This is a genomic window from Acinetobacter sp. YH12045, assembly GCF_013419925.1.
Lineage (GTDB): Bacteria > Pseudomonadota > Gammaproteobacteria > Pseudomonadales > Moraxellaceae > Acinetobacter > Acinetobacter amyesii.
The window spans coordinates 45,773-60,211 of sequence record NZ_VOZE01000007.1 but is presented as its reverse complement, the minus strand read 5'-3'; the positions used below and the strand labels follow the sequence as shown (position 1 = coordinate 60,211).

At 40.0% G+C, this 14,439-nt stretch carries 14 protein-coding genes; 9 read left to right on the top strand and 5 right to left on the bottom strand.

The genetic code is table 11. From position 1 onward, the window contains the following. The first annotated feature begins 275 nt into the window (after positions 1 to 275). The 3 genes from FTU02_RS11080 (at position 276) to FTU02_RS11070 (ending at position 2,271) form a co-directional block, all read left to right on the top strand. A complete protein-coding gene (locus tag FTU02_RS11080) occupies positions 276 to 1,283 on the top strand; it encodes an alpha/beta hydrolase (RefSeq protein WP_180157150.1) in 1,008 nt (335 codons plus the stop codon). Positions 1,284 to 1,364: 81 nt separating this feature from the next. Further along, complete coding sequence (locus tag FTU02_RS11075; RefSeq protein WP_078188613.1) at positions 1,365 to 1,709, top strand: SMR family transporter; 345 nt, start codon at positions 1,365 to 1,367, stop codon at positions 1,707 to 1,709. A 1-nt stretch (position 1,710) separates the two neighbouring features. Continuing rightward, positions 1,711 to 2,271 carry a TetR/AcrR family transcriptional regulator gene (locus tag FTU02_RS11070; RefSeq protein WP_180157148.1) on the top strand — a complete coding sequence of 187 codons (561 nt, stop codon included), beginning with the start codon at positions 1,711 to 1,713 and terminating at the stop codon, positions 2,269 to 2,271. 29 nt (positions 2,272 to 2,300) lie between these two features. Here the strand turns inward: FTU02_RS11070 and FTU02_RS11065 are convergent, their stop codons facing one another. The 4 genes from FTU02_RS11065 to FTU02_RS11050 all read right to left on the bottom strand — a co-directional run bounded on the left by FTU02_RS11065 (position 2,301) and on the right by FTU02_RS11050 (position 6,418). Beyond that, positions 2,301 to 3,470: a benzoate/H(+) symporter BenE family transporter gene (locus FTU02_RS11065; protein WP_180157146.1), complete on the bottom strand. Its 1,170-nt coding sequence runs from the start codon at positions 3,468 to 3,470 to the stop codon at positions 2,301 to 2,303. A 254-nt stretch (positions 3,471 to 3,724) separates the two neighbouring features. Further along, positions 3,725 to 4,375, bottom strand: coding sequence for a leucine efflux protein LeuE (leuE, locus tag FTU02_RS11060; RefSeq protein WP_180026435.1), 651 nt, complete (start codon positions 4,373 to 4,375; stop codon positions 3,725 to 3,727). A 73-nt stretch (positions 4,376 to 4,448) separates the two neighbouring features. Beyond that, positions 4,449 to 5,438, bottom strand: coding sequence for a transaldolase (gene tal / locus FTU02_RS11055; RefSeq protein ID WP_180157144.1), 990 nt, complete (start codon positions 5,436 to 5,438; stop codon positions 4,449 to 4,451). 89 nt (positions 5,439 to 5,527) lie between these two features. Then, positions 5,528 to 6,418: a LysR family transcriptional regulator gene (locus FTU02_RS11050; protein WP_180157142.1), complete on the bottom strand. Its 891-nt coding sequence runs from the start codon at positions 6,416 to 6,418 to the stop codon at positions 5,528 to 5,530. 116 nt (positions 6,419 to 6,534) lie between these two features. On the opposite strand from FTU02_RS11050, the gene aceI reads away from it, so the two are divergent. Beyond that, a complete protein-coding gene (gene aceI, locus FTU02_RS11045; RefSeq protein ID WP_078191799.1) occupies positions 6,535 to 6,960 on the top strand; it encodes a chlorhexidine efflux PACE transporter AceI in 426 nt (141 codons plus the stop codon). Positions 6,961 to 7,164: 204 nt separating this feature from the next. Beyond that, positions 7,165 to 8,310: an OmpW family protein gene (locus tag FTU02_RS11040; RefSeq protein ID WP_180076981.1), complete on the top strand. Its 1,146-nt coding sequence runs from the start codon at positions 7,165 to 7,167 to the stop codon at positions 8,308 to 8,310. Between the two features lie 55 nt (positions 8,311 to 8,365). Here FTU02_RS11040 and FTU02_RS11035 read toward each other — a convergent pair whose 3' ends face one another. Next, positions 8,366 to 9,886: an acetyl-CoA C-acetyltransferase gene (locus FTU02_RS11035; RefSeq protein ID WP_180157140.1), complete on the bottom strand. Its 1,521-nt coding sequence runs from the start codon at positions 9,884 to 9,886 to the stop codon at positions 8,366 to 8,368. Between the two features lie 241 nt (positions 9,887 to 10,127). On the opposite strand from FTU02_RS11035, the gene FTU02_RS11030 reads away from it, so the two are divergent. From FTU02_RS11030 to FTU02_RS11015, 4 genes are all read left to right on the top strand, one after another. Further along, positions 10,128 to 11,519: a 3-oxoacyl-ACP reductase gene (locus FTU02_RS11030; RefSeq protein ID WP_180007894.1), complete on the top strand. Its 1,392-nt coding sequence runs from the start codon at positions 10,128 to 10,130 to the stop codon at positions 11,517 to 11,519. A gap of 168 nt (positions 11,520 to 11,687) precedes the next feature. Further along, a complete protein-coding gene (locus FTU02_RS11025) occupies positions 11,688 to 12,542 on the top strand; it encodes a MaoC/PaaZ C-terminal domain-containing protein (RefSeq protein ID WP_180157123.1) in 855 nt (284 codons plus the stop codon). 75 nt (positions 12,543 to 12,617) lie between these two features. Beyond that, complete coding sequence (locus FTU02_RS11020) at positions 12,618 to 13,904, top strand: serine hydrolase (protein WP_180157122.1); 1,287 nt, start codon at positions 12,618 to 12,620, stop codon at positions 13,902 to 13,904. A gap of 84 nt (positions 13,905 to 13,988) precedes the next feature. After that, positions 13,989 to 14,438, top strand: coding sequence for a copper resistance protein NlpE N-terminal domain-containing protein (locus FTU02_RS11015; protein WP_180157121.1), 450 nt, complete (start codon positions 13,989 to 13,991; stop codon positions 14,436 to 14,438). Position 14,439: the final 1 nt, after the last annotated feature.

The following is a 14,439-nucleotide window of genomic DNA, read 5'->3' as shown; positions in this document are numbered from 1 at the left end:
TAGATTATTGATAACACATTGTCGCGCATGGTTCAATTTATTAATCTAAAAAATATTGTAAATTCATAAAATTACATAAATTAATGTCGATAAATCGTCAAATAAATCTGAGCAAAAAACTCGGACTTTGCTCAAAAATATTAAAATAAAATCGACCAATTTTCTCGGATTTTGAGCTTAAAAGATCAATTTGAACTTTATGAAAATAAGCCTAAACTATATACAGTTTTAAATCTAAGATTTATAACAAAATTGATGCGATTGGATAGTTTGATATGTCATATAAAGCAGGGTTGGTTGTACTCAGCATGTGTTCAGTGTTGCATTTGTCTGGTTGTCAAAACACGCAAAGCAGTACCAAAGTGATTGCAGGCGCATTTAACTTATCGACACAAGTCCAAAAGACCTTTATCAACTTACATGCGCCTGACAATGTTATTGTGCAGTCAAATATTCAATATCTACAAAATCCAAATTTAAACTTGGATATCTATCAACCTGAAACAAGTATGGCGATTGCACCAAGACCAACGATTGTTTGGATCCACGGTGGCGGTTGGGTCTCAGGTTCAAAAGAGCATGCAGGTGGATATTTTAAACGGCTCGCAGCCCAAGGTTATAATGTGGTTTCTGTTCAATATCAGTTTGCACCTGAAGCCATTTATCCCACACAGCTCAACCAAATAGATGCAGCACTGACGTTTTTAAATCTACATGCGGCACAATATGGCATTGATTCTCAAAATATGTATTTGGCAGGGGATTCTGCTGGTGCAAATATGGCCAGTCATTATGCCGCCTTGGTTACGAATCCAGATTTTGCGCAAGCGTCAAAGATTCAACCTGTATTAAAGCCTTCACAGCTTAAAGGGCTGATTTTGCATTGTGGTATTTATGATTTAAACAGCTTTGTAAATACTGCACCCAACGAGATTGGACTGATCGAGTGGGGCGTCTATAACTTGGTTCAGGCCTATACCGGAGACAAAAAAGATGATGCCGAGTTTTTAACGCGTATTTCAACGGCCTCAAATATTAATGCAAATTATCCACCAGTATTTATCAGCGGTGGTAATAAAGATTTTTTAACCAAAACTCAATCTGAGCCTTTTGTAGAAAAATTGAAGGCAAATAATGTACCTGTGACAGCGGTATTTTATCCAGATTCGAAAGAATTTTTGGTACATGAATATCAATTTATGATGAGTAAAAAGGCCAGCCAGCAGACCTTTGATCGTACTTTAGAATTTTTGCAACAACACACACAGACCGTCAAAAATTAAAAACAGACTTAAAAGGCTTGCAGAATAATCTTTAACTTAATAACATACCTACCAGTTGGTATGTTTATTTTGGAATGATTAATGAATTCGGTAACATTGGCCTATGGCTTACTGTCATTGGCGATTATCTCAGAAGTAATTGGTTCGACATTTTTGGTGAAGTCAGAAGGGTTTACCAAACTTGCGCCTTCATTGGCTGTCGCAGTTTTATTCTGTTTGGCATTTTATTTATTGTCTCAGGTGATTAAAGTCATACCACTTGGTATTGCTTATGCCATTTGGGCAGGCGTTGGTATTGTTTTAACTGCACTAATTGGCTACTTTATCTTTCGTCAAAGTTTAGACCTCCCAGCCATGTTAGGGATAGGCCTGATTGTTTCAGGTGTGGTCGTGATCAACCTGTTTTCAACTTCAGCTGGACATTAATATGGATAATCCGCATCAGCGCAAAAAAGAGCCTCAACTGATACGCCAAAGTATTTTGCAGCACGCAATCCTTCTTGCTGCTGATAAAGGTGTTAATGGGGTGTCGATTCAAGCCGTTGCGGATTTAGTTGGGGTTACAAAAGGTGGTGTATTTCATCATTTTTCAAACAAGCAAAAGCTCTTAGAGTCCATGATTGTGATGCTTTTGGCTCAATTAGACGAGGTCGTTGACCGATTAATTGACGAAGACCCTGAGCCATACGGTCGTTTTACCCGAGCCTATATTGAAATTACCTTAGAAAAACAAATCATGGGTTTGCAACAGTCATGGTCAGCGATTTCGATGACCATGCTGACCGATAAAACTTTTAATGAATTTTGGATCGAATGGATGAAATCACGTTTAGAGCGACATCATCAGACCGATTCAGATATAGAACTGAAAATTGTACGTTATGCAGCTGATGGTATTTGGCTCACCGCTTTTACAGAAGTGGAAGACGAAAGCGAAACCCAATTATTAAAACAAGAACTGATCGCCCGAACGTATCGAGCGAAATAGACTAAAGAACGCTGTTTGTAAATGTGCGCTTAATTTCTTTTATATTTGAAAATAGCATGTACGACTAAACCAAAAACCAACCCCCAAAACGCGGAACCAATACCAAAAAATTGTACGCCCGATGCACTAAACAAGAAGGTGAGTAGAGCAGCGTCACGTTCACTCGCTTCTTGGAAAGCAATGACGATGTTGTGTCCAATGGTGCCTAGTAGGGCAATGCCTGCTAAAGCGGTAATAAATACCAATGGGAAAGCGGTTAAGAAACTCACTAAAGTGGCTGCAAACAGGCCCATCAAAATATAAAAGAAGCCACAGGTCATACCTGCGATATAGCGCTTTTTCTCATCGGGGTGGGCTTGGTCATCTAGACTGATGGCAGCACTAATCGCAGCAATATTGACACTAAAACATCCAAATGGCGCGAGTAGCGTTTGGGCTGTCCCAGTCCAACCGATCAGTTGATTAACGTGGGGTTGATAGCCATAACTTTTAATCATGGCTAAACCAGGTAAATATTGAGATGCCATATTGATTACAAAGAGGGGCAGCGCCAAACCCAGTATTGCTGAGATCGAAAATTCAGGTGTAACCCAAACAGGCTGTGCGAGTTCTAAATTAAGCGCCGGTAATTGAAAACCAAGTAATAATGGGCAAAGCATGATGCCAATGATCACCGTAATGACAATGCTATAACGTGGTAACAGTCGTTTACTGATGACATAAGCCGCGAGTAAACCCAGAACGAATGCCCATTCATTTTGTAAACTGACAAATAATTCAATACCAAATTTTAGAAGTACGCCCGCCAACATTGCACTGGTTAGACTTTGCGGGATATAGCGCAGTATTTTTTCAAAAATGCCTAAAAATCCAAGTATTGCTGTCAATAAGCCACAGACCAAGAAAGCACCTAGGGCGGCATTCATGCTGTAACCATTTGCAGTCGCTAAAATCAGTGCCAGTCCTGCAGTGGACCATGAAGTCGCAACGGGATATTTAAATTTCCAAGACAGAATCAGCCCGCTTAAGCCGATACCCAAACCTAGAGCCCAAAACCAAGAGGTTATTTCTGCTGTGTTGGCACCGAGCAGTTGTGCAGATTGGATCACCAAAACAGCCGAGACACTGATCCCGACTAAGAACGTAATAAAACCTGCAAAAGCAGCTGGAATGGAGAAGTCTTGGAGTAGTTTTTGCATAATGATCGAGCTATGACTATTGTTGGCGCAGATTTAGGATGTCATTTTTCAGGATGATACGCTCAAGTCCTGTACAGTAAAAGTGCTTAACAAGATGTTAGGGAAATACTTTATTTATTCAAGAACGACACTTTAATAAAAGGCACTTTAATAGTACGAACCGAAAACATAGATTGTGGATGTTTCATCCATTCAAAAGTTTAAAGGCATATAGATTTTTAAGTAAAAAAACAGAAATACTTTGCCCATGTCGGTTACATGGTAGATGTCGCAAGCTTTAGACCAAATCCACAAAATAGAAGACCAACTGCTGCTACACAGCATGCCGTAAATTTATAGCGATGGCTAAAATAGGTAGCCAGTTTTGCACCCGAAAAGATCAAAATCGTTAAATAGCTCATACTGATAATTTGCAATACGATCGCGAGTACGGTGAATGTAATCGCAGGATATGGATATGCAGGATCGACGAATTGTACAAAGAACGATAAGTAAAAAAGAATGGCTTTAGGGTTTAAAATACTGATGGTTAATGCAGTCTTAAACGGTTTCAGTTCGCTCAAACTCAGTTGTTTGGTGTCGAGTTGTTCTGGCGTTTGAACGGCATTCCAAGTTTGGTAGGCAGCCTTGAAAAGTTTGATACCTAAATAACTTAAATACAGCGCACCCACAATTTTTAATAATAAGAATAACCAAGGGAAGGCATGAAGTAAGGATGCAGCGCCGAGAGCGGTGAGTAAGATTAAGATCAAATCGCCAGTATAGACACCAAAAGCGCCTAAATAGCCGACCTTAATGCCATAGCGAGAAGCAACAGACATGACATAAAGTGAATTTGGCCCGGGTAAAATCACAATTAATATCGTACCAATAATAAAGGTCGTTAAGTCTGTGATTCCAAACACTGAAGACACTCAAATAAAAAACCGAAGCTGTAGTATACAACTTCGGTTCTAGATGAAACTGAAAATTTCTAATTTATGCTTTTATTTCAGCATCTAAGCCAAAAGTTTGACGCAGTAAGCTACTTAATTGCTCACGGGCTTTAATAAAACCATCAATACCGCCTTGTAATAGTTGGAAAGACATTAAGTCTTTTTCAACTTCAGCTTTGAAAGTTTGCTTGTCGAGCACTTGTACATCGTGTTGACAGTGTGCATGCGCATGATGATTAGACAGTTGCACTTCAACGGTACGCTGATCTTTTTCCAGTTCTGCCAATAAATTTGGTGAAACTGTCAATAAATCACATCCTGCTAAGCCGAGCACTTGATCAATACTACGGAAGCTAGCACCCATAATTTCAGTTTTGATGTCATGTTGTTTGTAGTAGTGGTAAATCTGCTTAACTGATAACACGCCTGGATCTTTCTCAATCGGGTAGCTATCCACATTTTCAGCTTTTTTGTACCAATCTAAAATACGGCCAACAAATGGCGAAATCAGCGTGACTTGAGCATCTGCACAGGCTTGAGCTTGATGCAAACCAAACAACAGAGTCAGATTACAGTGAATGCCTTCAGCTTCAAGGGCTTTAGCGGCTTGAATGCCTTCCCACGTTGAGGCAATTTTAATTAAGATACGGTTTTGATCGATACCATACTGTGCATATAAAGCCAATAACTCTTTAGCTTTTGCAATGGTGGCATCAGTATCATAGGACAAGGCTGCATCGACTTCTGTAGAGACACGTCCTTTGATCAATTTTAAGATTTCTACACCAAATTTGACCGTAAGGATATCGATAGTGCGCTCAATCAGCTCATCGTTTTGATAACCTTCTTTACGCGCTTGTTCAAAAGCACTTTCAATCAGTTCTTTATTTTCAGGTTGATTTGCCGCTGCTGTAATTAAAGATGGATTTGTGGTCGCATCCAATGGACGGAATGTATTAATCGCAGCTAAATCACTGCTGTCAGCAACAATCGTTGTTAGGCTTTTTAATTGGTTTAACGCATTTTGAGTCATTTGAAATCTAGTTCTTAATGTTCTTGGTCTACATACTTTTATAACACAATCTGTTTAGAACCCAACCAAAAACTGCCCAATTAGGCGGTCTAAATCGTAGTTTTTCGTGAATTTCGGATGTGATTAATCAAAAAATGAGCAGCCGAGCCCAGTGGTTTTTCACGGTTCCAGACCAAGTCGACGAAATATTCAAATTTAGGTGTGAAATCTTGAAAGCTTAAGATTTTGAGTTGATCTTTGAGCGTCGGATTTTCATTAAACATCTCGAGGGGAAGCACACCCCAACCCAGACCTTGAATAATCATAGAACAGGCAGAGTGGTGATTATCTGTACGCCAACTGTGTTTGGAAAATAACAACTCTGGTTTGATGCTTTTATCACGACTTGCAACCACGATTTGCCGGCTTTGCAAAATTTGCTCAAAACTGACTTGCTTAAATTTCGATAGGGCATGTTTTGTCGCAGCAACAGGAACCAATGCTTCACGCTTCAATTCGACAAATTGTTCATAACTCTCAAGCTGTTCACGTTCAAACATTAGAGCAAGCTGCGCTTGACCCTGTAATAACATCTTTTGAGCATCTTCTTGAGGCGCAGAAAAAATATTGATTTGCAAAGATGGAAAATGAGTTTCTAGCAAAGAGATATAGTCGGTCCACTGTGTATGTAGCAGTTCTGATACCACCACGATATTCAGTGAAGACTCTAAACCATGACTCAGTGCAATTGCATGCTGTTTCCATTGATTGATTTCTATCAATAATTGTTCAGTTTTTTCATACAGGTTTAGCGCTTGAGCTGTGGGCACAGGTTCACGACCAACCCGCTCAAACAGTTTAAGGTTGAGATCAATTTCGAAGTTGGCAATGGACATGCTGACAGCCGAAGGTACTTTGCCGAGTTGTCTGGCAGCTGCGGAAAATGACTCTGTTTCCATGACTGTTTTAAAAATCATCAGTTGTTCTTGATTAATATTCATGTGCATATAGAAAAATAAAGGAATACAACCTTTCAATAATATTGAAAGAACCTGACTCGATTAATCAATAATATAAAAATAAAATAAGTTTTTTACAAATGATAGAGTGTTTCAAAATGACGATTTCCAAGAGAAGGATTATTCATGCGCTAAGCTATGAGATCATCCTATTGGTGATCATTGCTATTGCTTTAAGTTTTATTTTTAAAGTTCCGATGGAGGTGACAGGTACGCTAGGTATTGCGATGGCGGTCACTTCTGTGATTTGGAACATGATTTTTAATCATTATTTTGAAAAATTTGAAGCAAAAAGAAAGTTAAAAAGAACCTTTGGTGTACGTGTTTTGCATGCGATTGGATTTGAGGGCGGCTTAATGCTTGCAACCATCCCAATGGTGGCTTATGCCATGCATATGACCTTATGGCAGGCGATTTTGCTCGATTTTAGTATGACCATGTGTATTTTAGTCTACACATTTATTTTCCAATGGTGCTATGACCAGATCGAAGCGTACCTAGGTTACCAACCACAATATCGTTAAATTTCAATAAGAAAATCACATTGGCCTGTATTGATAAGTACAGGCCTTTTTTGCATTAAAATAGTGCAAAAATTTACAAATAACAATATATAAAAACATAATATAACTATAAAAAATTATACTAATTACATAACTTTTAAATATAAGAACAAAGAATGTTTTTAGGATTTAATTAAAAAAATATGCAAGACAAGGAGTTAGCATATGAAATTGATAAAAATTGTCACACCTGTTGTTTTACTTGGGCTTACACAATTTACATTTGCAGATGGTAACTTTAAACGTTTTTCTGTATCTGCGGGTTGGATGCATGTGATGCCGCAAGGCAAGGCGAATCCTTTTAATATTCGTACTGCTGTATCTCCAGTGACTACAATTCCTGTTGGTACTATTTCTCTAGGTTCATTACTCGGATCAATAGATGGGGATGCACAAGTTCCAGGTTTACCAGAGGGTATGACAGGCAAAGACATATTATTTCCAGTATTTGAGGAAATGCTAGACCAGCCTGATGATTGGTATGCACTGGGTTTTTTGGATGAGGATGGTAATCTAGTTGCTACAGAATCAGGAGATGCTGAAATTAGAGGGCTTGATCAATGGACTAATCAGGGTACAGGCTTAGAAGCAGATGATGTAGATACTTTAGGTTTAACATTTAATTATTATATTAATGATAATGTTTCATTACAGATGATTGGCGGGATTCCACCTAAAGTCGATATTAAAGGTGTGGGTATTATTAATGCACCATTATCTGGAACTGCAATATTGCCACCAACTTCTATATTACAGATAGCGGGTATATCTGAGTTTGAATTAGCACAAGCTATTGAAATTACCAATCTTGGGGCACGTAAAAAAGCTTCTACAGCGCGTGCTTGGACACCGGCGCTTGAAGTTCAGTATCAATTCGGAAAATCAGGTGTGAATAAGTTCCGTCCATATGTAGGGGCGGGCATTATGTATGCTTACTTTAACGAAATTAAATTAGATAAAGGCATTGAGGCAGATCTACAAGTGGCGGGTCATATGATCCAAAATATGTTAGATGGAAAAGGTGGCGCAGCTCTAGATCGTAAAGTGAGTACTGATGCGAATGGTGATGCCTATCGCATGAAAGTTGATGTAGATACCGATACGGCTATCGCACCAATTGTAACCGCTGGTTTTACCTATGACATTACTCCTAGCTGGTATGGTGTTGCATCAGTGTCATATGCAAAACTTAATAATCAGGCAACGATTAAAGTTTTGAATGAAACGACTGGGCAACAGATGATTCATTCATCTACAAAAGTGGATATTGATCCATTAATTACTTATTTGGGTGTGGGTTACCGCTTCTAATGTATAGGTATAAAAAAACCGCTCATATGAGCGGTTTTTTTATAGTGCAGATTAATTATTTTTCAATAATCGCTGTTACGCCTTGACCACCCGCAGCACAGATCGATACAAGTACACGGCCTGAACCTTTTTGGTTCAATAGTTTTGCAGCAGTTGCGATAATACGACCGCCAGTTGCAGCAAATGGGTGACCTGCAGCAAGAGATGAACCTTTCACGTTCAATTTAGAACGATCAATTGAACCCAATGGTGCATCTAAGCCTAAACGTTGTTTACAGAATTTAGGATCTTCCCATGCTTTCAGTGTAGACAATACTTGAGATGCAAACGCTTCATGAATTTCATAGTAATCGAAATCTTGTAGCGTAATACCTGCACGTTCAAGCATACGAGGCACTGCATACGCAGGCGCCATCAATAAGCCTTCTTTTTTCTCTACAAAGTCAACTGCCGCAGTTTCTTGGAAAGTTAAATAAGCAAGAACTTCGTGACCGTTTGCTTTTGCCCATTCTTCAGAGGCAAGAAGGACACATGATGCACCATCAGTTAGTGGAGTCGAGTTACCCGCAGTCATCGTACGCGCATCGCCTTTACCAAACGCTGGTTTTAACTTCGCAAGTTTTTCTACAGAAGAGTCTGCACGTAAGTTGTTGTCACGTTCTAAACCTAGGAATGGCGTAATCAGGTCATCGAAGAAACCTTCTTCATATGCAGCTGCCATTTTTTGATGTGAAGATGCTGCAAGTTCATCTTGCGCTTCACGAGAAATACCCCATTCAAGTGTCGTAATCGCTTGATGGTCACCCATAGAAAGACCTGTACGTGGTTCACCGTTCTTCGGTGCATCCATCAAATCTTTAACATTAATTTTAGTTAATGCTTTTAGGCGGTCTTTACCCGTTTTAGCAATGTTCAACTCAAGTAAAGCTTTACGTAGGCCATCACCAAAAGCGATCGGTGCATCAGAGGTTGTATCTACACCACCAGCAACACCCACTTCGATTTGACCCAAAGCAATTTTATTAGCAACTAAGAAAGCAGCTTGTAAACCCGTACCACATGCTTGTTGAATATCGTAAGCAGGTGTTTCAGGAGCAAGTTCGGTATTGAGTACACACTCACGGGTCATGTTAAAGTCACGACTATGTTTTAACACGGCACCAGCAACAACTTCACCAAGGCGTTGACCTTGAAGGTTGAAACGTTCAACAAGACCATTTAATGCAGCTGTGAACATATCGCTGTTCGATGCAGTGAAGTAAGCGCCGTTAGAACGAGCGAAAGGAATACGATTACCACCGATAATAGCAACGCGGCGAACTGTGTTTTGACTCATGGTATTATCCTGTTGAACAGACGTTTGAGTTGTTGATTTTAAAGCTGTTTTAGGGTTTGAAGCGGGTGTCTTAGTACGTGTAGATGCACGACGAGGACGGCTTATTTTAGCGGCATCACTTGTAGACTTGGTTGCTGTGCCCGTACTTTTAGCGGTACGTGGCGTACTCTTTGATGTATTTGACACAGTTTCCGTAGTCGGACTTTCGACTGCTGGATTTTCTTGAGTTGTTTTGCTCATAAGGCTTTTCCAAGCATGTTGATGATCTTCTTGACGGCTACATTAGCATATTCACCAAAGGGGTAAATTGACTAAAATGACATTCGCTAAAGCATTCAGGTCAAGCCATCTGCGGTTTAACTCAAGTATGATTCCATGGAAACTGATGGAACTATTGAAATATAAGTATCTGACATCATCTTGAAGTTAAAGGGATATCTTCAGATCCATCAAAAATTAATCTGTATGAGAGATAATAAACATGACTGATCAATACCAAACATTTGCAAAATCTCCTATTGGTAAATTTGTCATCAAAAATTTAGGTTTACCATCACCGACTTTTTTAGAGCGTTTTGAGTCTGCAACACCTGTAGTTAAAGGTGCGGTTTTATTCGGTGCAGCGCCTGCTTCAACATTGTCTGGTGCTATTGCACAAGTTTTGGCAAATATTCATGCCAATAGCTATGCAGGCAATAATGCTGAATTACAACAAGCTGCGGCAAAATCAGGTCTAAACTTAAGCGCATTTAACGAAGGCGATAAAGAGTCTAAGTTTAAAGTTGTGGTATTTGATGCTTCCGGTATTCAAAACTCAGAACAACTGCATGCCTTATATGCATTTTTTAACCCAATCGCGCGTCAAATTCAGGCGTCTGGTCGCGTTGTCGTTGTTGGTACAACACCAGAAACTGCGAAAACTGTAAAACAAGCCATTGCACAACGTGCACTAGAAGGTTTTGTAAAATCAGTCGGTAAAGAGTTTAAGAAAGGGATTGCTGCACAGTTAGTCTATGTGGACGAAGGTGCTGAAGCAAACTTAGAATCTGCATTACGTTTTGTGATTTCACCACGTTCAGCTTATGTATCGGGTCAGGTGATTCGTGTTTCGAAAGCAGATGTTGTGGATGTTGACTGGAATAAACCGCTTGCAGGCAAAACAGCTGTAGTAACAGGTGCAAGCCGTGGTATTGGTGAAGCAATTGCACATGTATTGTCACGTGATGGCGCGCATGTCATTTGTTTAGACGTTCCACAGCAGCAAGCTGACCTTGACCGTGTTGCAGGTGAAATTGGCGGTTCTACGCTCGCGATTGATATTACTGCAAGCGATGCCGGTGAAAAAATCAAAGCTGCGGCAGCTGCTCAAGGTGGTTTGGATATCATCGTGCACAATGCCGGAATTACCCGTGACAAAACTTTGGCCAATATGAAGCCTGAGCTTTGGGATTTGGTGATTAACATTAACTTGTCTGCGATTGAGCGTGTAAATGATTACCTTCTTGAAAATGATGGCTTCAATGCAAATGGTCGTATTGTTTGCGTATCTTCTATTTCAGGTATTGCAGGTAACTTAGGTCAAACCAACTATGCTGCTTCTAAAGCAGGTGTAATTGGTGTGGTTAAATTTACTGCTCCATTATTGAAAAATGGTGTAACCATTAATGCGGTTGCTCCAGGCTTTATTGAAACGCAAATGACTGCTGCGATTCCATTTGCAATCCGTGAAGCAGGTCGTCGCATGAACTCGATGAGTCAAGGCGGTTTACCTGTAGATGTTGCAGAAACGATTGCGATGTTTGCTTCAACTGCGTCGACTGGCTTGAACGGTAACGTGGTACGTGTGTGTGGTCAAAGCTTGTTAGGGGCTTAATACATTCCTCTTAAAATTTCCTCTCCTTTTAGGAGAGGGCTAGGGAGAGGTAAAAATTTGCTATAAATGAATGGGTCTAACCCTCATTCTAGCCTTCTCCTTGAGCTATATATGGCGCAAGAGAAGATGCTTTTAAAACATTGAAATAAAAACTTCCAAAGGTTTAGTATGAATACTCACCATTTTAGTCAACTTCCAAAACCTTATTTAGCCTATCCAAAAGTGATTCAAGGCTTGATTTTTAAAAAGCCTAAAGCTGAAAAAGTGCTGCCGCAAGTTGAATATGTGGTGGATTCATTTAAGGTCGATCAAAAACATTTAAAAGCTTATAACGAAGTCTGTGGCTTTAAAAACAATGGATATATCCCAGCGATTTATTTGGCTGTGCTTTCTCAAAGTTTGCAAATGCATATGATGACTACGGAAGCTTTTCCATTTGCGATCTTAGGTTTGGTACATATTCGTAACCAAGTGAAGCAATATCGCAAAGTTGGTGTGAATGAAACACTGTCATTGTCATGCAAATTTGGTGAATTACAGCCACATGATAAAGGTGTGCAATTTGACTTTATTACCACTGCAAAAGTGGGCGATGAAGTGGTTGTAGAATCATTAACCACGTATTTAGCACGTCAAAAAACAGAGAACAAAGCTGCGGCAAAATCTACCGAAACAAAGTCAGCTGAGTTGCAAGTTCAAGCTGAATGGAATGTTTCTGAAAATACCGGTCGCCGTTATGCGTTGACTTCTGGTGACTTTAACTTGATTCATATTCATGCTGTAACCGCTAAAGCGTTTGGTTTTAAACAAGCCATTGCACATGGTATGTGGAGTAAAGCCAAAGCTTTGTCGAGCTTAACTTTACCAGATGCCTATGAAGCAGATGTCTGGTTTAAACTGCCGATGTATCTCCCATCACAAGTTGAGTTTTTAACGGCTCAAACTGGACAAGATACCGAGTTTGCAATTCGAAATAGCAAAAACAAAAAACCGCATGTCGCGGGAAGTGTGAAAGCACTGTAAGACTTAAGCCTAAATCGATATCGGTTTAGGCTTTTTTGTTTTAATCTCAAGCGATTCATATTCAAAGGAATGATGATGCAGGCGCTCAAAGAATATCTATTTGCACAGAAGAATAATTATCAAGGTACGGTTGACGAGGCGTTTCAAGATTTGGCGGCGCAATTTAGCCGTATGCAGGATGCTCGAACCCACTTAGGCGGAGCCGCCTTAGTGGTGTATTTTAAAGGTCAAAAAGTCGTAGATATTTGGACTGGTAAAAAGTCAGCCGAAGAAGCTTGGCAGGCCAATACACCCTCAGTCTGTTATTCCACGGGTAAAGGCGTACTTGCAACGCTTGCACATATCTTAGTGAGCGAAGGCTTTCTAGATTACGATACTCCCGTTGCCGCATATTGGCCGGAGTTTGCTCAAAATGGTAAGTCGGATATCACATTAAGGCACATGCTGAGTCATCAAAGTGGTTTATACGATATCCGTAATATCATCGAAACAGCATCTGAAATGGCTGATTGGCCACATATGCTTAAAGTCATCGAACAAGCTAAGCCGCGTTTTGAGCCATCAACTGATGCAGCATATCAACCGTTAACCTTCGGTTGGCAAGTCGGTGGTGTACTTGAAAAGGCCACAGGTCGACCGCTTACAGAATTGATGCAACAGTATTTGGTTGAACCTTTAGAGTTGGATCATGCTTTTTTTGGTGTACCAGAGCATCAACTTGGTAAGGTTGCACGCTTGATTCCGAAAAAGAAAAAAGAAGAACGCACTATAGATGCTTCTGTTCAAGAAAATACCCAAGCGCAGACAACGAAAAAAAAGACCGAGACACGAAAACCGTCAATCTTTGATCAGTTCCTGCAAATTTCAGGACAAAATTTGCAAGACTTTCAAGATGGTATGATTCCAAAAGGGATGCGCAAGTTTTCATTTTTTAGTGATGAGGGTTTGCAAGCCATTATTCCTGCGGCAACAGGCGTATTTAGTGCCAATAGTTTAGCGAAAATCTATGCAATGCTAGCCAATCATGGCCAGTGGCAAGGACAGACCTTAATTACACCACAAGTTTATGAATCTTTAAGTAAAATTCAATATAAAAAGCGTGATCGTATTATGCCTTTACCAATGAATTGGCGTTTGGGATATCACCGCATTTTAACTTTAGGCAAATCGAGTCAAGGTTTTGGACATATAGGTTTTAATGGTTCTGGGGCCTGGTGTGATCCGCAGCGTGATTTAAGTTTTGCATATACACATAACTTTGCGACGGGTTCAATCACCGGCGATTATCGCTTATGGGGCTTAACTCAAGAAACGCTACGCTGTGCAGACAAAGCACTTAAAGGACGTAAGGGCTGGCTTTAAGAGTCTTTGGGATAAAACAGAAATTGGGGAAATGTGAAAAATATGCTATTTTCCCTCGCAGTTTTAGACTGCTGTGATATCCCTATGAAAAAAGTTGTTTTGATTCCCTTAGTAGCAACGTCGGCAATGTTGGGTTGTCAGGATTCAACTCAAACGAAATCAAAGGAGATAGAAGCAATTACTGCTGAAAAACAGCATGCAGCATGGGTCGGTAATTTTAAAGGCATAACACCTTGTATGGGCTGTCTTTCTCGTTGTGAAGATTGTCCCGGCATGGCTGTGGCTCTTGAGCTACGTGAAGACCAAACCTATACACTCACTCGTGAAAGTCTAAGTGGTCATAACGAAGTAGAAGTGCTAAAAGGTGTAATTCGTTTTAAAGATGAATCAAAGCAGCAGCTAGAACTTATGAATGTGCAAACGCGCAATCTATTGTATGTAGATTTGGATCAGCAATTGCTCGAAATTCGTGAAGACCACACGGCGAAACGCTATCAAATGCAGAGTGATTTCCTTTTAAATAAAGCAGTTTAAG

Coding starts and splice junctions, on each gene's coding strand:
- FTU02_RS11075 (WP_078188613.1), top strand. CDS start 1,365: ATGAATTCGGTAACATTGGCCTATGGCTTACTGTCATTGGCGATTATC.
- FTU02_RS11040 (WP_180076981.1), top strand. CDS start 7,165: ATGAAATTGATAAAAATTGTCACACCTGTTGTTTTACTTGGGCTTACA.
- FTU02_RS11015 (WP_180157121.1), top strand. CDS start 13,989: ATGAAAAAAGTTGTTTTGATTCCCTTAGTAGCAACGTCGGCAATGTTG.
- FTU02_RS11050 (WP_180157142.1), bottom strand. CDS start 6,418: ATGAATATTAATCAAGAACAACTGATGATTTTTAAAACAGTCATGGAA.
- FTU02_RS11070 (WP_180157148.1), top strand. CDS start 1,711: ATGGATAATCCGCATCAGCGCAAAAAAGAGCCTCAACTGATACGCCAA.
- FTU02_RS11065 (WP_180157146.1), bottom strand. CDS start 3,470: ATGCAAAAACTACTCCAAGACTTCTCCATTCCAGCTGCTTTTGCAGGT.
- tal (WP_180157144.1), bottom strand. CDS start 5,438: ATGACTCAAAATGCGTTAAACCAATTAAAAAGCCTAACAACGATTGTT.
- FTU02_RS11030 (WP_180007894.1), top strand. CDS start 10,128: ATGACTGATCAATACCAAACATTTGCAAAATCTCCTATTGGTAAATTT.
- aceI (WP_078191799.1), top strand. CDS start 6,535: ATGACGATTTCCAAGAGAAGGATTATTCATGCGCTAAGCTATGAGATC.
- FTU02_RS11035 (WP_180157140.1), bottom strand. CDS start 9,886: ATGAGCAAAACAACTCAAGAAAATCCAGCAGTCGAAAGTCCGACTACG.
- FTU02_RS11020 (WP_180157122.1), top strand. CDS start 12,618: ATGCAGGCGCTCAAAGAATATCTATTTGCACAGAAGAATAATTATCAA.
- FTU02_RS11080 (WP_180157150.1), top strand. CDS start 276: ATGTCATATAAAGCAGGGTTGGTTGTACTCAGCATGTGTTCAGTGTTG.
- FTU02_RS11025 (WP_180157123.1), top strand. CDS start 11,688: ATGAATACTCACCATTTTAGTCAACTTCCAAAACCTTATTTAGCCTAT.